The 21,944-nt window shown below is 56.1% G+C and carries 24 protein-coding genes; 10 read left to right on the plus strand and 14 right to left on the minus strand.

Annotation, left to right across the window (positions count from 1 at the left end; genetic code table 11):
• Window positions 1-32 precede the first annotated feature (32 nt).
• Window positions 33-467, plus strand: coding sequence for a metallopeptidase family protein (locus SADFL11_RS19310; protein ID WP_008191163.1), 435 nt, complete (start codon window positions 33-35; stop codon window positions 465-467).
• Between the two features lie 39 nt (window positions 468-506).
• Here the strand turns inward: SADFL11_RS19310 and ppa are convergent, their stop codons facing one another.
• From ppa to SADFL11_RS19325, 3 genes are all read right to left on the minus strand, one after another.
• Window positions 507-1,046, minus strand: coding sequence for an inorganic diphosphatase (gene ppa, locus SADFL11_RS19315; RefSeq protein WP_008193008.1), 540 nt, complete (start codon window positions 1,044-1,046; stop codon window positions 507-509).
• Between the two features lie 152 nt (window positions 1,047-1,198).
• Window positions 1,199-1,717, minus strand: a complete 519-nt coding sequence (locus tag SADFL11_RS19320; protein WP_040451087.1) for a GNAT family N-acetyltransferase — start codon at window positions 1,715-1,717, stop codon at window positions 1,199-1,201.
• A gap of 200 nt (window positions 1,718-1,917) precedes the next feature.
• Window positions 1,918-2,211: a hypothetical protein gene (locus tag SADFL11_RS19325; protein WP_134853088.1), complete on the minus strand. Its 294-nt coding sequence runs from the start codon at window positions 2,209-2,211 to the stop codon at window positions 1,918-1,920.
• 22 nt (window positions 2,212-2,233) lie between these two features.
• Between SADFL11_RS19325 and SADFL11_RS19330 the strand changes: the two genes are divergently transcribed.
• Window positions 2,234-2,623 (plus strand): DUF2794 domain-containing protein, encoded by a 390-nt coding sequence (locus SADFL11_RS19330; RefSeq protein ID WP_008194714.1) that lies wholly within the window; start codon window positions 2,234-2,236, stop codon window positions 2,621-2,623.
• Window positions 2,624-2,791: 168 nt separating this feature from the next.
• Here SADFL11_RS19330 and SADFL11_RS19335 read toward each other — a convergent pair whose 3' ends face one another.
• From SADFL11_RS19335 to SADFL11_RS19350, 4 genes are all read right to left on the minus strand, one after another.
• Entirely contained in the window at window positions 2,792-3,556 is a 765-nt protein-coding gene (locus SADFL11_RS19335) for a Bax inhibitor-1/YccA family protein (protein WP_008193278.1), read from the minus strand.
• A gap of 169 nt (window positions 3,557-3,725) precedes the next feature.
• A complete protein-coding gene (locus tag SADFL11_RS19340; RefSeq protein ID WP_209002655.1) occupies window positions 3,726-4,544 on the minus strand; it encodes a hypothetical protein in 819 nt (272 codons plus the stop codon).
• Window positions 4,545-4,643: 99 nt separating this feature from the next.
• Complete coding sequence (locus SADFL11_RS19345) at window positions 4,644-7,226, minus strand: ABC transporter permease (RefSeq protein ID WP_008190113.1); 2,583 nt, start codon at window positions 7,224-7,226, stop codon at window positions 4,644-4,646.
• Window positions 7,223-7,939, minus strand: a complete 717-nt coding sequence (locus SADFL11_RS19350) for an ABC transporter ATP-binding protein (protein WP_008196461.1) — start codon at window positions 7,937-7,939, stop codon at window positions 7,223-7,225. Before SADFL11_RS19350 ends, SADFL11_RS19345 begins: the two co-directional genes overlap by 4 nt.
• 147 nt (window positions 7,940-8,086) lie before the next feature.
• On the opposite strand from SADFL11_RS19350, the gene SADFL11_RS19355 reads away from it, so the two are divergent.
• The 4 genes from SADFL11_RS19355 to SADFL11_RS19370 all read left to right on the plus strand — a co-directional run bounded on the left by SADFL11_RS19355 (window position 8,087) and on the right by SADFL11_RS19370 (window position 12,855).
• Window positions 8,087-8,692, plus strand: a complete 606-nt coding sequence (locus SADFL11_RS19355; protein ID WP_040451086.1) for an arylesterase — start codon at window positions 8,087-8,089, stop codon at window positions 8,690-8,692.
• Window positions 8,693-8,750: 58 nt separating this feature from the next.
• On the plus strand, window positions 8,751-9,803 hold the full coding sequence (locus SADFL11_RS19360) for an aldo/keto reductase (protein WP_008189455.1): 1,053 nt from the start codon (window positions 8,751-8,753) through the stop codon (window positions 9,801-9,803).
• Window positions 9,804-9,989: 186 nt separating this feature from the next.
• Window positions 9,990-10,526 (plus strand): RNA 2',3'-cyclic phosphodiesterase, encoded by a 537-nt coding sequence (gene thpR, locus SADFL11_RS19365; RefSeq protein ID WP_040451085.1) that lies wholly within the window; start codon window positions 9,990-9,992, stop codon window positions 10,524-10,526.
• Window positions 10,527-10,890: 364 nt separating this feature from the next.
• Complete coding sequence (locus SADFL11_RS19370; RefSeq protein WP_008188954.1) at window positions 10,891-12,855, plus strand: methyl-accepting chemotaxis protein; 1,965 nt, start codon at window positions 10,891-10,893, stop codon at window positions 12,853-12,855.
• Between the two features lie 9 nt (window positions 12,856-12,864).
• Here SADFL11_RS19370 and SADFL11_RS19375 read toward each other — a convergent pair whose 3' ends face one another.
• Complete coding sequence (locus tag SADFL11_RS19375) at window positions 12,865-14,037, minus strand: glycosyltransferase family 4 protein (RefSeq protein ID WP_040451084.1); 1,173 nt, start codon at window positions 14,035-14,037, stop codon at window positions 12,865-12,867.
• 26 nt (window positions 14,038-14,063) lie between these two features.
• Here SADFL11_RS19375 and SADFL11_RS19380 point away from each other — a divergent pair, with 26 nt between their 5' ends.
• Window positions 14,064-14,903: an alpha/beta hydrolase gene (locus SADFL11_RS19380; RefSeq protein WP_008191831.1), complete on the plus strand. Its 840-nt coding sequence runs from the start codon at window positions 14,064-14,066 to the stop codon at window positions 14,901-14,903.
• A gap of 41 nt (window positions 14,904-14,944) precedes the next feature.
• Here the strand turns inward: SADFL11_RS19380 and SADFL11_RS19385 are convergent, their stop codons facing one another.
• The gene (locus SADFL11_RS19385; protein WP_134853089.1) at window positions 14,945-15,472 is read right to left on the minus strand and encodes a hypothetical protein; all 528 of its coding nucleotides are present in this window, start codon (window positions 15,470-15,472) and stop codon (window positions 14,945-14,947) included.
• Window positions 15,473-15,562: 90 nt separating this feature from the next.
• Window positions 15,563-16,204: a DNA-3-methyladenine glycosylase family protein gene (locus SADFL11_RS19390; protein WP_040451083.1), complete on the minus strand. Its 642-nt coding sequence runs from the start codon at window positions 16,202-16,204 to the stop codon at window positions 15,563-15,565.
• A 103-nt stretch (window positions 16,205-16,307) separates the two neighbouring features.
• Between SADFL11_RS19390 and gluQRS the strand changes: the two genes are divergently transcribed.
• Complete coding sequence (gene gluQRS / locus SADFL11_RS19395; protein WP_040451082.1) at window positions 16,308-17,192, plus strand: tRNA glutamyl-Q(34) synthetase GluQRS; 885 nt, start codon at window positions 16,308-16,310, stop codon at window positions 17,190-17,192.
• A gap of 22 nt (window positions 17,193-17,214) precedes the next feature.
• On the opposite strand, the gene SADFL11_RS19400 is transcribed toward gluQRS, so the two are convergent.
• A complete protein-coding gene (locus SADFL11_RS19400) occupies window positions 17,215-18,180 on the minus strand; it encodes an AEC family transporter (RefSeq protein WP_008193684.1) in 966 nt (321 codons plus the stop codon).
• Between the two features lie 133 nt (window positions 18,181-18,313).
• Here SADFL11_RS19400 and SADFL11_RS19405 point away from each other — a divergent pair, with 133 nt between their 5' ends.
• Window positions 18,314-19,492, plus strand: a complete 1,179-nt coding sequence (locus tag SADFL11_RS19405) for an ATP-binding response regulator (RefSeq protein ID WP_134853090.1) — start codon at window positions 18,314-18,316, stop codon at window positions 19,490-19,492.
• A gap of 38 nt (window positions 19,493-19,530) precedes the next feature.
• On the opposite strand, the gene SADFL11_RS19410 is transcribed toward SADFL11_RS19405, so the two are convergent.
• Window positions 19,531-20,190, minus strand: coding sequence for a 2-hydroxychromene-2-carboxylate isomerase (locus tag SADFL11_RS19410; protein WP_050776010.1), 660 nt, complete (start codon window positions 20,188-20,190; stop codon window positions 19,531-19,533).
• 87 nt (window positions 20,191-20,277) lie between these two features.
• On the opposite strand from SADFL11_RS19410, the gene SADFL11_RS19415 reads away from it, so the two are divergent.
• Window positions 20,278-21,135, plus strand: a complete 858-nt coding sequence (locus SADFL11_RS19415) for a phosphatase PAP2 family protein (protein ID WP_008190788.1) — start codon at window positions 20,278-20,280, stop codon at window positions 21,133-21,135.
• Window positions 21,136-21,148: 13 nt separating this feature from the next.
• Here SADFL11_RS19415 and SADFL11_RS19420 read toward each other — a convergent pair whose 3' ends face one another.
• Window positions 21,149-21,409 carry a hypothetical protein gene (locus SADFL11_RS19420; protein ID WP_008193001.1) on the minus strand — a complete coding sequence of 87 codons (261 nt, stop codon included), beginning with the start codon at window positions 21,407-21,409 and terminating at the stop codon, window positions 21,149-21,151.
• A 73-nt stretch (window positions 21,410-21,482) separates the two neighbouring features.
• Entirely contained in the window at window positions 21,483-21,944 is a 462-nt protein-coding gene (locus SADFL11_RS19425) for a low molecular weight protein-tyrosine-phosphatase (RefSeq protein WP_040451081.1), read from the minus strand.

Below are 21,944 nucleotides of genomic sequence, written 5' to 3' on the forward strand. Positions count from 1 at the left end.
AATACAGTGCTCACTGGAGCCTGGAACAAAATATGGCGTCAATTCATCCAATCAGCCGAAGCCACTGGACCGACCTCCAAGCGCCGGACCTGAAAGACTTTGAGGCAATGGCCAGTGAAACACTGGCAACCATGCCCGACGATCTGTTGCTTCGCTGCGGCAATTTGCAGATCACACTTGCCGAATATGCACCTGATGATGTCCTCGATGCGTTGTCGATCGAGGATCCGCACGATCTGCTTGGATTATTTGAAGGTGTCGGCTTGGACGAGGGCGAAGAGCTGTCCCATACGGGGCAGATGCCAAATCGTATCTGGCTCTTCCGCCGGCCCATTCTGGATTATTGGGCCGCAATGGACGAAACGCTCGGAGATGTGGTCGCCCATGTGCTTATCCATGAGATCGGTCACCATTTCGGTTTGAGCGATCAGGACATGGAGCGTCTTGAGGCCGCTGCCGACAGGTGATGCAGCGGCAGCAGCCTCAAGGATAGTGTGGGTCTGCGCTTATTCGGCAGCTTCCGTCTTGGCGCGCTCGATTGATTCCACAATCATGCGTTTTGCAGCTTCTGCACCTTCAATACCCGTCACTTTCACCCATTTTCCGGGCTCCAGATCTTTGTAGTGCTCAAAGAAGTGCTTCACCTGATCGATGGTGATTTGCGGCATATCGGTAATGTCGGAAACACCGTCATAGCGCTTGGTAATCTTGTGGCTTGGAACCGCAATGATCTTTTCGTCCTGGCCAGACTCGTCTTCCATCAGGAGAACGCCAATTGGACGGCAGGTCATGATGGCGCCGGGCACGACAGGCCGCTGGTTGACGACAACCACGTCGATCGGATCGCCATCGCCGCAAAGTGTGTGCGGGACGAAGCCGTAGTTCCCCGGATAGCGCATGGGCGTGTAGAGGAAGCGGTCGACATACATCGCGCCTGCTTCTTTATCCATCTCATACTTGATCGGTTCACCGCCAACGGGAACCTCAACAATCACGTTAATTTCTTCCGGCGGGTTTTTGCCAATCGGCACGGCGTCGATACGCATCTGTGAACTCCTGTTGGATCGTTGCGCCGTCTATCGCAATCCAAAGGCAGAAGTTCAAGTCTTTAGTTTTGCATTGCACCTAATTGATTAATGACCCGGAAGTGGCGCGGGCGCACCAGATCCTGTACTTGGAAATCACTACGGTGAAGCTGTCAGAGCGTTCGCCGCGGCCAGATGTATATGAGTAATTCGAGCCGCCTCCCGCCAATCCGGTGCCATGATTTCCCGGCGACCTGACCGCCCAACGCACGATAGAACTCCCTGGCAGGCGTGTTGTCGCTGAGCACCTGAACGGCAAGCCCTGAGCCATGTCGCTCCAGAAATGATGCCCGGATGTCTTCAAACAGCCTGCGGCCGAAACCAAGGCCCTGATACTCGGGTTTGAGATATAGTTCGTATATCTCGCCATCCATGCTGGTATTCGTAAGTCGGCACGGGCCAAAGGTGGCATATCCTGCTGGCACATCAGCGACGGATAGGATCTTGATGTTGACGCCGCGCGCCAAAGCTCCGCGCCACCAGTTTTCGCCCCGCCTTGAGACCATTCGCTGAAGGTCAAGGCCATGTAGTACGCCGCGATAAGCGCCGAGCCAGGCTTCGCTATGGATGCTGGCGAGCGCTTCGCAGTCTGCTGGTCTCGCCGCACGAAGATCGATCAGATCAAGGGTCATCTTGGGCAGAAGAATACTACAAGCCGTCCGTAGGGGAAGCTTGAAACGTTTTCGGTTTGGGAAAACTGCCGGAATTCTTGGACTTGCCGCCAGAGGTGTCCGGTAATGAAAAGGGCCGGCGTGTTGCCGGCCCTTCAGTTGCCTTGATGTTTGACTCAAAAAATCTGGTCGCTCTACATTCACCACGGGGGGCTGGGGGGCTATTGCATACCGCGGTGCCCGTAGACCGTTCCCATCAAGGTATGAGAATAATATGGGTGTGCTTTTTGGCTGGCCAAGGGCTGGAATGCGGCGAAAACATGAAAATTTTGGTATTCTTTCTTGAAAAGTTGACCTAACGTCAGTTTTTGATGTTTTTCGGTCACGATAGGTGAATGAAAGCAACAGTTTCTCAGCTTTCTACCGGCCTGCACTTGCAATTCGCGGCGAACCGCGACCATCATGACATCTGGATGACTTCGCCGGGCAAACGCTGACAGCAGTGCATCGTGCAAGGCGGTTCAAGAGGGAGGCGGAATGAGCGAAGCCGATGACAGCGCATCTCAGCACAGCCGGAGCTTGAGCCTCAACGGATCTGGGCAAAAAGCTCCACCCTCCTTACCAGTGGTGTCGTTCAACCGCCGGGAACTTGATATCATCTTGAGGCTCTATGGCCGCATGGTCGCTGATGGTGAGTGGCGGGACTACGCAATTGACATTCTGAATGACAGGGCTGTTTTCTCGATTTTCCGCCGCGCCTCTGAAATGCCTCTCTATCGCATCGAAAAGGACCCTAAACTTGCTCGGCGGCAGGGCGCATATTCGGTCGTTGCGACCGGTGGCATGATCCTGAAACGTGGCCACGAACTGGCGCAGGTCCTAAGGGTTCTGGAAAAGAAAAAGCATCTCCGGGTCGTCGACGCCTGACAGCTTGACGCTCAGAACCAAAGCGGAGCTGTCCCCTTCGAAGTTGAAGTCGCTACGGACAGATTTTCGAGACCTAACCATCTGAGAATTGTAAGCGACATTTCTTGTCGTAAGACAAAAAAGCCCGGCTCAATGGCCGGGCTTTCTACGTTTATGATGGAGCGCAAATTATTCGCGGTTGCCGAACAGCTGCAGCAGCATCAGGAACATGTTGATGAAGTCGAGGTACAGACGCAGAGCGCCCATCACGGACTTCTTGGTGGCAACTTCACCAGAGTCGCCCTCGTAGTACATTTCCTTGATCTGCTGCGTGTCGTAGGCGGTCAAGCCAGCGAATACGAGAACACCGACCACTGAAATCGCGAACTGAAGCGCGGAAGATCCGAGGAAGATGTTCACCAGAGACGCGATCACGATGCCAATCAGGCCCATGAACAGGAACGAACCCCAGGCGGACAGGTCTTTTTTCGTGGTGTAGCCGAAGATGCTCAGCGCGCCGAAGGAAGCTGCGGTGATGAAGAACACGCGTGCGATCGATCCACCTGTATAGACCATGAAGATCGAGGACAGCGATACACCCATCAGTGCGGAGTAGATGAGGAACATCGTCCGAGCGGTAGACGCGCTCATGGACTGGATCCGGAATGAGAGCCAAAGCACCATGCCGAGCGGCGCCAGCATGACCACCCACTTGAGCGGTGAGGCGAAAATGGCGTTGCCGAGCGGTGTCAAACCTACGATCGAGCCGGCGTCGTTGGTCACGACGGACATCATGTAGGTGCCGATGGCAAAGAAACCGGTCAGCGCGAGGCCGAAGGTCATGTAGTTGTAAACGCCCAGCATGTAGGCGCGCAGGCCCTGATCGATGCCGGCCTCGGCACGAGCGCCGGCAACCGAGTAAGCGCCTTGAGATTGGCGGTCAAAGGTCGACATGGTCTTAAAATTCCCCTTCGTTCAAAACTTGTGCACGCAGGGAGTCCTGCAGCACAGCTCCCTCAACATATGGGAGAATACGGACCCTAGCACAAGATGACTTTCCTGAAAAAATCGCAATCTTTCTGCTACGGCCCGTATTTCTGGCCCTTATGATTAAGAAGAGTTCTTATTTCATGGCTTTAAGACGGCTTTCGATCTGCCGGTCGCAAGTGCCTTGTGGCCAGCGGAAAATTTCTTCTGCCTTGAAATCCATAACTTCTTTTGTGGTGTCGCGCATGACTTCCGGCGTTACGCCCGGCTTGAACCATTGAAGAACACCATAATCGCCGCCAGCATCCGTGAAAAACGCCAAGGGTTTGCCGTCTTCCATGATCCCGACACGGCCCACGCGAACATCTTCGACGGTCACATTGCGCGCGTTTCCATCAATGGTCAGCTTGGATTTGGTCAGGCGAAGCTTTTTGCCGGCAGATTGCGGTGTGCCGGCCCAGGTGCCGCCGGTCAGCCGGTTGCCCTTGTTTTCAACCGAAAGACAGGAATTCTTGTAGTTCGGGATCGACAAGCGATTGGCGGAAACCTCGATTGGATCCTTGCCCTTCTCAGAGATGGTGTATTTCATCTCATGCTCACCGGTGCGGTAAACGCGGATGCCAACCGGCGTGAAGCCACTATCTCCGATGGAACGGGTGAAGAAGTCGAATTGGTTGGCGTCGTTCGTTCCCGCACGCCGGTAAAGCCAGCGCTTCGGCAGGCCGTTTTCCCAAACCAGCCAGTCACTGACAACGAGGCCGCGCTTCCCGGCCGGATCATTCAGCTGCCAAACACCGGTGTGAAACGGGCTTTCAGCCTGAGCTGACGGCACGGCTGTCAGCATGGTCAATGCTGTAACCGATGCCGCAAAAGTGGTCTTAAACATGGATTTCAAACGATAGCCCGGCATTTCGGAGTGCCCCTTCAAGAGATAAATCTCTCTTCCGATATCCAAGATAACCGCATGACGCAAGGTGCGCCGGTTGCAATCCGGCGCACATTCGCGGTGAGTTTGATGAAATTTTTCTGACGGTTAACGCCGTCTTTGGCTATATCAGAGGTTTCTAAGAACCGGTGCAGGTTTTTCCCCGAGAACGCGCCATGTTCCGATCAGACCGAACCCGACGGTTAGCACAAGCGCAATCAGGGCTGCACTGAACGCTGTGACTGGCAGCAGCGTAAAGGTTCCGCCCATGATCGCAGTGATGACATACCAGGCTGCGATACCGCCCGCCAAAACGGCAAACACTGCCGTAACCAGGCCAAGGATCGCATATTCAAGGCCATAGGCCAGGATCAGCCGTGTTCGTGTGGCGCCAATGGTCTTCAGGATGACGGCGTCATAGATACGGCTGCGATGCCCGGCGGCCAGCGCGCCTGCCAGCACAAGTATGCTGGCAATCAGAGTGATGGAGGAGGCGCCGCGGATCGCCCATGCGAGCTGAGCCACGATATTGTTCACCTGAGAGATCGCATCTTTCACGCGGACGCTGGTGACGGTCGGGAAGCTGCCGGAGACGGTCTTCAACAAGGCCAGCTCGGTGTCCACGGGGACGGTGTCATCCCAGCCAAGGGTCATCAGATGCGCATGCGGTGCACCGGCAAATGTGTTGGGCGAGAACACCATGACAAAGTTGATTCCAAGCGACTGCCATTCCACGTCCCGCGTATTTGCGATCTCTGCGGAGATTTCGCGGCCAAGAACGTTCACCGAAACGGTGTCGCCGATTTTGAGGCCGAGGTCCGTTGCAGCTTCCGCATCAAAGGACACCAGCGGGGGGCCGGAATAATCCTGCGGCCACCAGTCGCCGGTCGCCAGTTCCGACTTCGGCGGAAGCGCAGCCTCGTAAGTGATGCCGCGGTCGCCGCGCAAAACCCAGTCGGACCCTTCTTGTGCCGGCACGAAATCATCGCTGCTGATGCCGTTGAGGCTGACAATCCGACCGCGCAACATCGGCACACTTTGAAGATCCGCGTTTGGCGCTTCTTCGCGCAAGAGGGTTTCAAACGCGTCGCGCTCGTGGCTTTGAATGTCGACAAAGAAGAAACTCGGCGCCTCTCCGGCGATGGTCGCGGTGAGCTCCCGGCGGAGGTTTCCATCAATCAGCGTCAGCGCGACCAGCAAGGAGAGGCCCAATCCGAGAGATAGAACGACGGATGGTGTCAGGGCACCAGGACGGTGAATGTTCGCGATTGCCAGCCGCAGCTCGGTGGAGCGGACCGGAGGCAGGCGTTTGGCGAGCCACATGATGATCCGTGCCACCACCACCAAAAGCACAAAAGCTCCGGCAGACGCTGCGATATAGATCGTGGCGATCCGCTTGTCATAGGCCAGCAAGATGGCGATGGACGCAAGGATGACAACTGTGAGAGTCGTGGCGAACAGATAGCGTTTGCGGGGCCATTTTGAGCCCGCGGCAACAATATCGCGGAACAGGGCGGTCGGTGGAACATCATGAGCCCGGCCAAGCGGCCAAAGCGCAAAAGCCAGCGCGGTCAAGAGGCCGTATACGAGGCCCAGGCCCAGTTCGCTTGGATAGATGCCGACCGCAAGTTTGACCGGAAGTACGTTTGAAAGTGCAGCACCAGCGGCAAACGGGATCATTGCTCCAATGACCAACCCGATTCCAATCCCGATCAGGGCAAGCGCCAGCATCTGAACCAGATAGATCTGGAAGACGAACCCGCCTGTTGCGCCCAGGCACTTGAAGCTTGCAATGACTTCCCGTTTTGTTTCCAGGAACGCCCGGACAGCATTGGCAACGCCAACGCCGCCGACGACAAGAGCTGTAAGACCAACAAGCGTCAGAAACTGCGCAAACCGGTCGATGCTGCGCTGCAGGCCGGGAGATGCGTTGGCTCTGGAGCGCACGCGCCAGCCGGCATCGGCTTCGGTTTGCTCTGCGTCTTCCTCGATTTGTTTGAGCTCGCCGATACTCGGCGCTGGGTCCATGCGAACCCGGTAATGCCAGCGGACCAAACTGCCGGGCTGAACAAGACCAGTTGCGCCGATGGCCTCGGTGGAGATCATCAGGCGGGGGCCGAACTCCATGCCGCCCGCGAGTTTATCGGGCTCAGTTTCAATGACGTCGGTGATTTCAACACTCGTGCGGCCAAGTTCCAGCGTATCGCCAACCTCAACATCAAGACGGGCCAGCAGGGCCAGTTCGGCCACAGCTCCCCAGCGCCCGTTGCGCTGCGCAAGAGCATCGACAAGGTTTTGCCCCGATTGAAGTTCGAGCGCGCCATAGAGCGGATAGACATCATCCACCGCCTTAAGCTCTACAAGCGCCTGATCGGCCGTGTCTGCGCGCCGGGCCATTGCACGCAACGTTGCAACTTCTGAGACCGCGCCGAGACTGCCGATATAGTTGCGCTCGTCCTCATTCACTTGACGATGAACCAGGCGGAAGGACAGATCGCCGCCCAAAATGGCTTGGCCTTCCTGGGAGATTCCTTCGGTCAAGGCTCTGGAAACCGAGGTCACTCCGGAGATCGCAGCAACGCCAAGCGCGATACAGGCGATGAAAATGTAAAAGCCCTTCAAGCCGCCGCGCAGTTCGCGCAAGGCAAACCGGAGGGCAAGGCGGAAGGTCTGGTTGTTGCGGCCGTGCTCGCCGGACACAAATCCGCTCATGCGGTCACCTGCTCTTGCGCGGCGGCCAGGTTTTGAGTGGTTTCTTCGATTTCTCCCGAGCGCACCCGGATGACCCGGTCACATTTTTCGGCAAGGGCCGGATCGTGGGTCACAAGAACCAGTGTGGTTTTGCGGTCGCGTTGAGCCGAGAACATCAGATCGACGATCTGCGCGCCGGTGCTGTCGTCCAGGTTCCCTGTCGGTTCGTCTGCGATCAGGATTTCCGGCTCCACGACGAGCGCGCGCGCAACGGCGACCCGCTGTTGCTCTCCGCCGGACATCTGCGCCGGATAGTGGTGCAGGCGTTTTCCAAGACCAACGGCCTCTAGCTCTGCCTGGGCTTTCTTGAAGGCGTCCGCATCGCCGGCAAGTTCGAGCGGCACTGCGACGTTTTCCAGCGCCGTCATGTTCGGGACAAGGTGAAACGACTGAAAGATAATGCCCACATTCCGGCCCCTGAAGAGGGCCAGCTGGTCTTCCGATAGTCCGCCGAGTTCTGATCCGGCAACGACAACGGATCCCTCATCGGCGCGTTCCAGTCCGGCCATCACCATGAGGAGGGTCGATTTACCCGAGCCGGATGGTCCGACCAGGCCAACGGATGTGCTTTTTCCGATCACCAGATCAATGCCCTTCAAGATGTGAACCTGTCCGGCCCCTTCTCCCAGGGTCAAGTGGACATTTTTCAGGGCAATGGCTGGTATCGTCGTCATCTTTGGGCCTTTATAACGGTCATATGTTGGCCGTTATGGCCATCACATGCCCTCGACAAGTGGTCACTTTGCGACCATATGGGCCTGTTGTGCCATGTCTTCCAGTCAGGAAAGTGTATTAGAGTGTATCGTTTCTTTCTGTTTTTGATGCTGCCTCTGTTGTGGTTAGGAACCAGCACTGCAAATGCCGCTGATTTAAAGCTCGTTGTGCTGGGAGACAGTTTGTCGGCCGGATATCAACTGCAGGCTGGGGAAGGCTTTCCGGAACAGCTGCAAAAAGCGCTAGATGCACGGGGGCATTCGGTAGAAGTGGTCAACGCTGGTGTTTCCGGTGACACTTCCTCTAGTGGACTGTCCAGGCTCGACTGGTCTGTAGGAACAGACGCTGACGCTATCATCGTTGAGCTTGGAGCCAATGATGCCTTGCGCGGCATTCAGCCGGACCTGACACGGAACAACCTCACACAAATCGTGAAACGCTTGGCCGAGAGGGACATTGCGGTGCTGGTTGCAGGCATGCTCGCCCCGCGCAACCTCGGTGAGGACTATGCTGCATCCTTCGATCCGATCTACAAAGACATCGCCGAGGCGCATGGCGCGTTGCTCTATCCCTTCTTTCTGGAAGGTGTTGCGCTGAACCCGGATCTCAATCTCGCCGATGGCATTCACCCGAATGCGGAAGGCGTTGGCGTTATTGTTGAAAACATTCTGCCGACGGTCGAAGAGTTGCTGTCACAAGCCTCCAAGAAGTAGCATTCGGGCATCTCCGATCCCGCCGAACACAAATTACCAATAAGCAAGGACATCCCTCATGGAACTGCGCACGCTTGGCCGCACGGATATAAAGGTCAGCGCATTGTGCCTTGGCACAATGACCTATGGCGAACAAAACACGGAAGCCGAAGGTCATGCTCAAATGGACTATGCCCTGGAGAAGGGGGTCAATTTTTTTGATACAGCCGAGCTCTATGCAATTCCGCCGAAAAAGGAAACTCAAGGGCGGACGGAACGCATCATCGGCACATGGTTTCAAAAAACCGGCAACCGGGACAAGGTTGTGTTGGCGACCAAGGTTGTCGGCCGAACCGGCATGGATTGGTTCCGCGAGCACGGGAACGGTGCCAGCCTGACACGTGCGGAAATCGAATTTGCGGTCGACCGAAGCCTGAAAAACCTCCAGACCGACTATATCGACCTTTACCAGATCCATTGGCCGGATCGGAACATGAGCAACTTCGGCGCCAATCCGACGCGCTGGGCTCCGCCGGAGCTTCATGAAGACGAGAACAGCATCGAAAGTACGCTGGAAGTGATGGCGGACCTGGTGAAAAGCGGCAAGGTTCGCCACATCGGGATCTCCAACGAAAGCTCCTGGGGCACCATGCGTTATGTGACGGCGTCCGAGCATCTTGGTTTGCCTCGGGTTGCCTCGATCCAGAACACCTACAATCTGGTCAACCGTACTTTCGAAACCGGATTGGCAGAGATTGCCCAACGCGAGAATGTCGGCTTGCTGGGATACTCCGCGCTCGCGCAGGGCTATCTGTCAGGCAAGTACAGGAACGGCGCATTGCCGGCCGGCTCCCGCAAAGTGCTGTTTGACCGCCTCCAACGCTATGAGCATCCGCGGTCGATCGAAGCCTATGACGCCTATTTCAGTCTTGCTGATGAAGCCGGACTCGATCCGGCGCAAATGGCCATTGCCTTTGCCAAGTCCCGTGACTTTATGACGTCCGTCATTCTTGGGGCAACGCGCATGGATCAGCTGGAGAATGACATTGCTGCGGCCGATGTGACGTTAAGCAGCGATGTTCTTGAGAAGATCGACACGATTCATCAGGATTTCGGCAACACCGCGCCGTAACTGACCGTCGCGGTTTCAAAAGAATCAAACCACGGTCTCCCCTTCGAGCCGGGCAAGGAATTGCCCGGCTCGAAATCTCTCTCCACACAAAAACTGCATTGTCTTCAAAGTGTTGGTTTTTTGTCTTGCCAATTTCATCAAGTTGATTCCTGATGGGGACATCAGCGTTTGGCGGAGGGAACACCCATGCCGCGGCTTTTTACAGGCCTTGAGATTCCGTCTGAGACGGCCCTCATGTTGTCCATGCTCCGGGGAGGCCTTCGGGGTGCCCGCTGGATCGATCCGGAAAACTATCACATCACATTGCGTTTCATCGGGGATATCGATGACCGCACGGCTGACGAAGTGGTTGATGCACTTGACCGGATCCGCCGCGATCCCCTTGAGATCAGGCTTGACGGTCTCGGGTCTTTTGGCAACGGCAAGCCTCACGCGGTCTGGGCCGGAGTACAGCTGACATCGGCTCTGTCTGAGCTTCAAAGCGAACAAGAGCGCATTCTGCAACGGCTTCACTTGCCGGCAGAGCGGCGCAAGTATGTGCCCCATGTTACTCTGGCCCGCTGTAAAACATCCAATAATGAAGATGTTGCCAAGTGGTTGTGTGAACGCGGTAACTTTCAGGCACCGCCATTTATTGCAGGCCGGTTCGTCTTGTTCTCTGCAAAATCAAGTGTTGGTGGTGGGCCATACTTGGTGGAAGAAGCTTACCCACTGGCAGCTTGAGTGTTTCGCGAAGTTACGATCTGCGGGTTTGCGGATCGGATGTCCAGCGGAAGCGCAAGATTTTGCCTCGACCCTGTGAGATCGCGTCAGTGACGAAGCTTCCGTGGACGCGAATTGTGACCGTCAGACATTTTCCGCTGAGTTTTTGATTGATAATTCGGAAATTGGTTTGCTGGCTTAGTATTTAACCGTATTCATCATCTTTTGGTTGTAGTTTGAAAAAAAATTCAATCGGAATACATTCAAATTTCCAGTTTTCAGAGATCAGTCGTAAAGGAAAATTAATTCGTTTTGCTTCTTCTGTACTTACCTTTCGTGAGTTGTGTAATGCATCTTACGGTAATAAAAAAGAGCCTGTGCAATCATGAAGTCAATCACCAATCTCTCGATCGCCGCGCGAGTGGGCAGTCTATCGGCCATCACCGTTGTTGCAATCGTTCTGCTGTTTTTTGTCGCCCGGCATAGCCAGGAGCTTGTCAGCACTGAAAATGATCGCCTCGCTGAATACTCCCAGATGGACTATTACGTGTCCCAGGTGCTGGCGAAGGCGCAAGACATGCGGCGGTTGGAAAAGGACTTTCTGCTGACGAAGGATGAAACGCTTACAGCCACCTATGAGGAGCGGTATGGCGAAGCTGTTGAATTCCTGAAGCTCACCGCAGAGAAACCGGAAGCTGCCGATCAGATACCATTGATTGAAGGCCTGAAAAACACATTGGCACTGCATAAGGCGGAATTCGACGGGATCGTTGCCCATTCGACAGAAATGGGCTTGGACGAAACGCTCGGTTTAAAAGGCGAACTGCGGTCTGCCGTGCAAAAAGTTGAAGAGCGTCTAAAAGCAGCGAACCTCGATGCACTGACCGTCAAGATGTTGATGATGCGCCGCCACGAAAAGGACTTCATGCTGCGTGGCGCCGACAAATACATTGGCCGGATCGATGACCGGCGCAGTGAATTTGCAGATATGCTTCCCAACAGCGGTTTGCCGGATGCAGAGCAAAAAGAAATCAGTGCGCTTCTTGACACATACCAGGCGGCTTTCAAAAAATTCGCAGAAAAAGCACAATTCATCGACGCACAAGTCGCAGCCGCGGACGAGACATTCGCGAAGATTATGCCGGATTGGGCAAAGCTGTCCGAAGCGGCCTATCTTGGCAAACAGGCCGCAAGTGCCGGTCTCGAATCTGCCCGCAGTTTTTCGAACAATCTCTTCCTTGTGATCGGGTCGATCAGTTTGATCCTGGCGATTGGTCTTGGTTGGCTGATCGGTCGTAGCATCACGCGCCCGATCAACGATCTGACTGAAGTCATGGAAGAACTGGCGGGCGGCAACAATGACGTGACCGTCGCGTATGCGGATCGCAGCAACGAAATCGGCAGCATCGCCCGTGCCGTGGAAGTCTTCCGCGCAAACGCTATCCGGACCCAAGAGCTTGAACAAGAGCAACAGGATCGCACAGCCCGGTCTGAGGAAGAAAAACGCGCGTTCATGGAGAACCTGGCAAGCCAGTTCGAAGCTTCAGTCGGTGCCATCGTGGAGCGTGTTTCCAGCACGGCGGCCAATCTGGATCAGAGCGCTCAGACCATGGCGCGTGTTTCGGAAAACACCAGCGAACGTGCCGAAGTCGCTGCATCTGCATCTGCCCAGACCACGGAAAATGTCTCTGTCGTTGCATCCGCTGCCGAGGAAATGACCGCGTCAATCAGCGAGATTAATCAGCAGATAATCCGAGCGTCTGCGGCGTCGAAGAGCGCTGCGCAGGACGTGTCGGGGACTGCCGCTCAGATGGAATCTCTGGCCAATATGGCCGACCGCATCGGTGAAGTCGTTTCGATGATTTCAGATATTGCCGAACAGACCAACCTCCTTGCACTCAACGCAACGATCGAGTCGGCCCGTGCCGGTGAAGCCGGGAAGGGTTTCGCGGTTGTTGCAAGTGAAGTGAAGGCGCTTGCCAACGAAACGGCCAAGGCTACGGAAAACATCTCGCAGCTTGTGACTGAAATCCAGCTGGAAACGAAAACCGCAGTAGGGTCGATCGCCAAGATCGGGGACGTCATGCGCGATCTCGACCAGTCTTCGACCGCGATCGCTTCCGCCATGGAAGAGCAGGGCGCAACGACCCAAAGCGTAGCTGAAAACGTAGCCCAGGCCGCGAATGGTACCCGGGATGTTTCGGACAGCATCAAGGTTGTGAAGGACGCATCGGTGGAATCGAGCGACGCCACGCATGCGGTGCAGTCCAGCATCAATGACCTGACCGAACAGTCCAATCTGCTGCGCGATGAAGTGAATCGCTTCCTCGGCCAGATCCGGGCGGCTTAAACGGTACGATCAAGAATCCAGCAGCTTGGCATAAACGTCGAGCGTCTTGGCGCACATTGTTTCAACGGTAAAATTCCGGCTCGCATGGGTCAGGCCTCGGCCTGTCAGTGCGAGCCGGTCTTCTGCTGATAGTGCAAGCGCAGTCTTGATCGCCGAGGCCAGTGCATCGCTGTCACCAGGCGGGACGCGCCAACCAGTACGATCTCCTTCAGAAACATCGGGCGGTGCCAGCACGGTTTCGGGCACGGCGCCAAGGTCAGAAACGATGACTGGAACACGGGCAGCTTGTGCTTCAACAGCGGCCCGGCCGAAGGCCTCTGGTTCGATCGAGGCAACAACGGCCAGATCCGATAGTGCCATGGCCGCCGGCACGTCTGCGCAATGGCCGACCAGCCTGACCTGATCCTGCAGGTTCCAATCGGCAATCAACTGCTTCAACTCAGCCACATATCCGTCCCGGCCTTGAGCGTCGCCGGCAAGAATGGCAATCGGTGCCGTTGGCCCCGAGGCCTTCAGCGTGCTCATAGCCTGGATCAAAACCTTCTGGCCTTTCCAGCTCGTGAGGCGGGCCATGTTCATTACGATCGGGCGGCCTGTGGGAACGCCCCAACTGTCTTTCAGGGCCTGCCGGCGCAAGGCACTGACATTCTCCGGTGCGAGACCTTTCAAATCGGAGCCGCGATGGATCACGGTGATGCGGTCTTTCGCAAAGGGATGCCGGTCGGTGATGAGACCGGCAATGTATTTGGAGTTCGCAATGACGGTGTCGCCGCGGGCCATGATTGAATTGTAAAGGCCTTTGACTGCATTCGATTGGCTGTAGCTGCCATGATAGGTTGTGACGAACGGAATATGTGTCCGCCGGGCAGCGAAGAGCGCAGACCAGGCCGGAGCCCGGCTTCGGGCGTGAATGATGTCAACGTTCTGCGCGCGGATCAGATCGCTCAACAGGCCCGCATTTTTCCAAAGCGTGATCGGGTTTTTCGATTTGACCGGCAGTGTGAAATGCTGGGCGCCGATATCTTCCAACTCGCGCACCATCTGCCCGCCCTGACTTGCTACGAGTGCGGTTCCACCTGCAGCGATAAGAGCGCGGGCAATGTCGACAGTCGTGCGTTCCGCTCCCCCCGAATTCAGATCGGGGATCACTTGCAAAACGGTTGGGGCGGTGGGCAGGGACACCAGCAGGGCTCCGGGCGCTCTTTTAAATGACGGATGGCTGTGCCAAAGGACACCAGCAGAAGAAACTGAAAGAGAGCCATAGTATGGGCGCGGCGGAACCGCAATTCATTGAGGTCGGAAAAAACGGTCAGAGGCGGAAAATCGCTGTCCGGAAAGATGCAGGAAGATCGCCTGGTCTCATGTGGCTGCCGGGTTTCAAGTCTGACATGAGCGGAACCAAGGCCGAGGCCCTGTCTGAATTTGCTCGGGAGCGAGGGCAGGAAGCGGTTCGCTTTGACTATTCCGGGCATGGGACTTCAGAAGGGGATTTCGAAGAGGCGTGCGTGTCCAATTGGCTTGAGGAAGCCGAGGCGGTGTTCGACACCTGCACGGGCGGCGAAACCATCCTTGTCGGCTCGTCCATGGGTGGATGGATTGCGCTTCTCTTGGCTCTCTCACGCAAGGAAACAAGCCGGATAAAGGGTTTGATTTTGATTGCGCCGGCGACTGATTTCACAGAGGAGCTGATGTGGAAAGAGCGGTTCTCGGACGATATTCGCGCAGCGATCTTACAGCATGGACGCTGGGAGCAGCCGTCCGAATACAGTGATGATCCTTATGTCATCACCCGCAAGTTGATCGAAGACGGGCGGTCTCATTTGCTGTTCGGCAGCTCTCTTCATGTCGGAGTGCCGATAACCATTCTGCAAGGCGCGTTGGACCCGGATGTTCCGCTGGGACACGCGGAACGGCTCGTGCAAGCCCTGCCGCAGGATGACGTTACATTTACGGTCGTGCCGGACGGTGATCACCGTTTGTCGCGGCCAGAAGATATCGAGCTGTTGATCCGTTCTGCCGGCTCCATGATTGAGGCCGTGTCCTCTTAGAGGCATTCGGCAAGCGTCCCGCGTGTTCAGAATGGCAGCGCCTAACGGCCTTGAATGACTTCCTTCTCGCAATCCAGAAGATGAATGGTCATCTCAGTGTAGAGGCTGAAGTCGCTCACCTTCGATGCACGCCCGCGCAGGAACATTTCAACATCATTGGATGCGTAGTTGGCCGCAGTGGTTTTTCGCAAGAAACAGGTGCAACGGGGCGCATCCATATTGCTTTTGCTCTCACACAAGGCGGTGTGTTCACTTGGCTGACTCGAGCCACCGGCCGTCCCGTCTGTCGTGCAAATTTGACGAAGTTCATCCAACTTGGCGAGTGCTTGCGCAGAGAGCCGGTCCGGTTCGTTGGCGTAGTAAAATGAGAGATCAACGTTGGAAAGATTTGTGTCCAGTGACTTGGTGAAAATGCAGCCGCATTGATCTGCCGAGAGGCCAAGTTCAGCCTGGCAGGCGTTCGACATCCGTGCCCATCTGTTTTCAGAAGCTGAAAGCGGTTCGCTGGCAAATGCGGGTGTGTGGAAAAACACAAACAGCATTGCGAAAATACAGACAACAGTTCTCATTGCATCATCAGGTTCTTTCTAGGGCCATTGTCATGAAGCCTTAGCGTAGAAGTTTTTACGGGCGATGTATCTCAGTTCGATGGTTTCCGATTAGACCGGCAGGGTTTCCTTGCCCTGTTTCTGAACACGGTACCAGGCCCATAACAACCGAGCTGCCACGCCTCTGTTCGGTGCCCAATCTGAGGCAATCCGGTCCAGTGTTTTGACATCCGGCTTCTCCCTCAATTCGAACGCATCGCAAACGGCGATTTGAAGGGCGAGGTCTCCGCTTGGAAAAATGTCCGGGTGGCCTGCGCAAAACAGGAGAAATATGTCGGCGGTCCATCGCCCGATCCCTTTGATCTCACACAATTGGTTGTGCGCGTCTTCGGCCGGGGCCGTTGCCAGACCGGCTAAATCGAGCCCATTCTCGCAGGCTGTTGTTACGGCGCGCAGGGTTCGGATTTTGGGTTTGGACAAGCCAACCGCGGCCAGATCTTCATCGCTAAAGCAGGCCAGGCTCTCAGCGGTCAATGGCGTGACCAAGGTCTGCAAGCGGGCAAAGATTGCGCTCGCGCTGGCGACGGAGACTTGCTGGCCGGTAATGATATGCGCCAGGCCTTCAAAGTCGGCTGGCCGACGGCGCAGGGGCAGCGACCCCGCCCTCTCGGAAATGCTCCGCAAGCGTGGATTCGCGGCGAGAAGCTCCGAAAGCAACCGGTTCAAGTCATCTTCTGTGTGAATTGGCCTCATCACGGGACTTCGACGATCTCCATGCTTGCGCAGGGGCTTTGGAATGATAGGAACGGTTAGCCGTAAAAGACCCGCAGCTTCCAATCAACCGTTCTCAAGCTTCATGACTGAGCCTGTCTTTCGTTTCGCGCCTTCTCCGAATGGTCATTTGCACCTTGGCCATGCCTTATCGGCCTTGCTGAATGCCCGGGCGGCTGTGGCGTTGCATGGCCGGTTCCTGGTGCGTATTGAAGACATTGATCAGACCCGGTGCACGCCTGACCTGGAGCGAGACATGTTTGAGGATCTGGCATGGCTTGGGGTGCCGCTAAATGAGCCTGTGCTGCGTCAGTCGGAAGCCTTTCCGCATTACCGGTCGGCGCTGGAAAAGCTTCAGGACCTCGGGCTGGTCTATCCAGCCTACCTGACGCGGGCCGAGATCAAACGCTTCGTCGCGGCCTTTGAAGAAAAGGGCATCCCTTGGCCACGGGATCCGGATGGCGCACCGCTCTATCCCGGAGACGATGTGGTCTTGAGCGAAGCGGAAATACAGGAACGGGCTCAGAGCGATGCGCCCTTTGCGCTCCGGCTTGATATGACGGCTGCTCTGGGCCGCATTGACGAACCGCTCACCTGGCAGGAGTTCGGGGCGGAAGGTCCAGCATTGTTCGAACCGGCAAAAACCATCGCTGCGGATGCTGCATCCTGGGGAGATGTGGTTTTGGCCCGGAAAGACACGCCGACGAGCTATCATCTCTCCGTTGTCATCGATGATGCGCGCCAGGGAATCACGGATGTGCTGCGAGGTCAGGATCTCTATGCTGCAACCAGCGTCCATCGCGTGCTTCAGCATTTGCTGAATTTGCCGGAGCCCCGATACCGCCATCACCGGCTGATCCTTGGTGATGATGGCCGCAAATTGTCCAAGTCAAACCAGGACACGAGCCTGCGTTCTTTAAAGGTATCCGGCGTGACGCATGTGGAGCTTCGCAGACGCATCGGACTTTAGCTTCGTCCACACGGCATGAGACTCACAAACTGAGGACGTACTCCAGGAACCAGATCCAAAGACTTGTCGTCAAAACGGCAAGTGCCGTGGTTACGGTGATCGCGTTCGCTGACATGGCGTGACCAGTGCCGTATTTGTTCGCGAAAACGTAGGCGTTGATCCCGGTCGGGCAGGCGGCAGTCAGGGTGGAGACCGCCACCCAGAGTGGGGGCAAGTTGAAGACAAAATATCCCAACGAGAAAACGGTTGCCGGCATGATGACAATCTTGATGGCCGACAGAAGCAGCCCGGGCAATATGTTACCGCGCATTCCATATTGAACAAGGCTCATACCCAGCGAAATCAGGGCGAGAGGCAATGCGGTTGCGCCGATCCGGTTCAGCAGGTCACTTGCCAAAGACGACATTTCAAACCCGGTCAAGCGCCAGCAGAACGCGGCGATGATGGTGATCACTAGTGGATTTCGGATCAAGCTTTTCGCGGCGCTTTTAATCAAGGTCAGCACCGGTGGGCTTTTCCCGCCGCTGTCATGGGCAGCGGCCCGCTCCATCACGATTGCCATCAAAACGGTCATGAAAGCCAGGTGGATGGAGACAATAAGCAGCAAGGGGACCAGGCCGTCATCCCCGTAAACCGCTGCGATCAGCGGCAGGCCCACCAGAATTGTATTTGCAAAGGCCGCTGAAATGGCCCCGATCGCACCTGCACGGGCATCGCGTCCGAAGCCTTTGCGAATGACGAGGGTTCCAAGAGCCCAGGCGCACGCGATCCCAAGAAAATAACTCGCCCAAAGCGCCCATGGCAGTCCTGCCGACAGATCCGCTGTCACAAGCGTCCGGAAAATCAGGATCGGAATGGCGACCACATAGACAAATTCGCCGAGCGCTTCGCTTACCTTCATGCTGAGGATTTTGGTTCGGGCCAGGCCGTATCCAAAGCCGATCAGCAGAAAGACAGGGGCAACGATTGTGAGTGTTTGAACAAACATGCCTTTGAAGGGGCTAGAGTATGGCTGGTGGACACCGGCCAACGGGGAAGGTAAGCAAGTCTGTCATACTGGTTCGCTGGAGATCGGGACGCAAGCCCCTGATGCTATCCGTTTTGAATTGGGGTTGCGCCGCATGGCTGAATACGATGAGGACAGTGTCAATCTTGCGCTTTTGGCGCATGATTTGCGCACGCCCTTAGGCGCCATGCGGTTAACTGCTGAGCTGATCGAAACAGGGCCTTTGAACGATGCGCAAGCGGAGCAACTGTCTGTGCTGATGCGGGCCATCGACTCCTTGGAACAGATGACAACGGAACTGATCACGGATGCAGCTCCTGGGGATGCGGGTGAAGATGCAGCCGTTTCAATATCATCCCTTGTTCACGATTGTGCGGATCTGTTCCGCGTCGCTGCTGAGAAAAAAGGTCTGAAACTCACGGTCCGGCTTCAGGACACGGCTGGCGCGTGCCAGACGGGTGCTGCCGGCCAGCTCAGGCGCGCGGCCTCCGCCTTGCTCGACAATGCTATCAAGTACACGAAGAGAGGCGGTATCAGTGTTGAGGTCATCTCCTGTCCGTTTCCGGAAAAGCAGCTTGGATCCACCGAGCAATCGAATGCGAGCACTGCAGACGCCTACTGGGTCAGTCTCTCAATCACTGATACAGGGCCGGGTATTGACCCTACGGAAAGGGAGGATCTGTTTCGCCCTTTTGTCAGGGGAAGGAAAGCTCAGGAAAACACTTCAGGTAGCGGCCTCGGTCTTTGGGGGATTGCTCAGACGGTCCGGCAAATGGGCGGTGTTTTGAACCACTCCTCCCCGGAGACCGGCGGCAGCCGGTTTGAGGTGCAAATCCCAGTTAAGCCAGCCGCACCCGGTCTCAAAGGCACCAAAAACGCTTCGAAAACGGGCGCTGAAGACAATGAACTTCCTGACCATGTCCTGATCGTTGACGACAATGAAACCAATTGCCGTCTGCTCGCAGCCTTGTTGGAGTCCTTTGGAGTTACCTCCGACATTTCCCATTCGGGCGAGGACGCGATCAAACTGGCTCTGGAGAGAGAATATGGGGCCGTTCTTCTGGATCTGCACATGCCCGGCATGGGCGGTCTTGAAGTTGCTCAAGAGTTGCGCAAGAACCGGCCGGCCGAGGAGCTGCCGCTCATTGCGGTGACTGCAGCTCTGGAAGCTTTTGGCGACAATTTGCTGCGCAAGGCTGGGTTTCTGGAGGGTTTGGGCAAACCGCTGGCGCCGTCTGCTCTTTACGATGTGCTCGTAAGAGCGAAGCAACTCAAGAGTGTTCACTGGATCTAGCCAGCCGCAGGGGGGCTGACCCACCTTACGGGCCTGCTCTAGGCTTTTGCGATCTCAGCTGCCATTTCGAGTGCATCTGCGAGGCGATCATCGCCCCAGAACAGTTCGCCAGTTTGAAGCACGAAACTGGGTGCGCCGAAGATGCCTTTTTCTTCCGCTTCGCCGACAGACGCGCGCAAGGCGTCTTTGATGTCAGGTGATTTTGAAGCTTCCAGGACTTCCTTGGCTGGAGCGCCAGCTTCCAGGAGGAGATGCGCCAAAAAGGCTTCATCGGAAATATCCTCGCCGCTGCCGAACTCGGCAACAAAAACGGCGCGCGTGAAGTCGCCGATCCAGGGCTGTGTCCGCCCCACCTGAGCAATTCGCGCAGCCAGCAATCCGGATTGAGGGAATGGATCCGGGATGGTGAGCGGCAGGCCATAGCGGGCGCATTGGCGTTCCATATCCCGCCACATGTAACGGCCTTTGGCCGGATAGAGGTTGAACGGCGAGGTGTCCCAACCGCTTTTTTTGAAAATCGGGCCGAGCAGGAATGGCCTCCAGGACAAACTTACCCCGGCATCCCGGGCCTGTGTTTCGATCCGCATTGCAGACAAGTAACTGTAAGTAGACCCGAATTCGTACCAGAACTCGATCGTTGGCTGCTTTGCTGCATGCAGTTGAACAATGTTTGACTGGAGTTTCGGGTCAGTGGTCATGGAACAATCGATGATTTTACGAAGAAGACCGGACAAAACCGGTAGGAAAAGATTGGATGGGCAACAGGGATGCGCTAAACAGCGGCCATGATCGACACGCGTTTGACAAAGCATATCCAGAACATTGCCTCAAGCAAAGCTGTTGCCTGGTGCATCGCACATCCGTTCTTGGCCACCATCGCCTATGTCGCGCTGGTGTCTGCGTTTTTTCTGGCCTTTCCCCAAACCGATTTGTGGGTAAGCGGTCTTTTCTACAGTCAAACGGATGGCTTTTGGGCGCAACACAATCCGTTCCTGCAAAAAGTCCGGCATCTTGGACCGTATCTGGTTCAAACGATCGCCATCTGTTCGGTGGCCATTTTGGTGATCAAGTTGTTGCTGCCGGGCCGGCCTCCAATCGTGCCGCTGCGAAAGCCGGTGTTTCTCATCTCCACATTGATCCTGGGACCGGGCATCCTGGTCAACTCGATCCTGAAGGACAACTGGGGCCGCCCACGGCCACGCTCGATCGAAGAGTTCGGCGGGGAGTTGCCGTTTCAACCGGTCTGGAAAATGACCGATTACTGCGAACGGAATTGCTCGTTTACGTCCGGCGAAGGGGCTGCAGGTATCTGGCTTGTGACGATGGCGTTTCTGGTTCCAGCTTCTTGGCGGAAGGCGGTTCTCGCGTTTGTGCTGCCGCTGTGTCTGATCCTGTCAATCAACCGGGTCGCCTTCGGCGGGCATTTCTTCTCCGACACCATGTTGTCCTGGGGGCTGACGTTCCTTGTGATCCTGAGCGTTTATTGGCTGCTATATTTGAAGAAACCGCCACTGATGACGGATCAGGGGCTGGACGAGTGGTTCACCCGAAACGGCCGTCGGCTGCGTCGTTTGGCAAAACGGCTTCTTGTCCGGTTACGTCAAGCCCTTCGCGGTTCCGGGAGCGCACAGTCGGAGAGCTAAAGAGCCCAACGGGTCACTTTTTTCTCGGCCGAGTGCGTTTGAGGATCCGGGCAAATCGCAATGGCGACCGGTCTTCCACCCAGGTGATCATGCAATTCAGGTGCGGTGCTGACTTGCGGCGTTTGCGCAAGTGGCGGGCTGCGCTCCGGCTTGTGCCGATGATGACGACACTGCCGAGCGCCAAAAGCGGTACGCCAGTCGGGATCGGCAACCATACGGTCGCCAAGCCGAGCACGATGAGAATAGCAGCCAACGACCACCACAGGATTTTCATTTCAGCGCCAGAAATTGAAACGATCAAACCCTGATTAGCGCGGCGACTGAGACGGATTTATGAACCCTATGGTTCACGTGTCACTATCTTTGTCTAAAGAGTTAAGCAGTGTCTGGCTGCCGCCAACAATCATTTCGTAGACCTGTTCAAATCCATCCTCGCCGCCATAATAGGGATCCGGCACATTGGTTGGCGGAGAGTTCAGGAACAAACGCAGGCCCGGATGGCCTTTCCTGGTGCGTGATTTAAGTGTGCTTAGGTTGTCTGAATCCATCGCCAGAATGATACTGAACTTCTCAAAGTCGCGATCTGTCACCTGACGGGCCCGTTGTGCGGTCAAGTCGATTCCGTGCCGTGCGGCGACCTCAATCGATCGCGGATCCGGAGGATCTCCCGCATGCCAACCGCCTGTTCCGGCTGAATCGATTAGGAACCGATCGCTCAATCCGGCTTTTTCCACTGTGGTCCGAAAAACCCCTTCGGCGAGCGGAGAGCGGCAGATGTTGCCAAGGCAGACGAAAAGTACTGAAGTCAT

It is taken from the genome of Roseibium alexandrii DFL-11, from assembly GCF_000158095.2.
GTDB classification, from domain to species: domain Bacteria; phylum Pseudomonadota; class Alphaproteobacteria; order Rhizobiales; family Stappiaceae; genus Roseibium; species Roseibium alexandrii.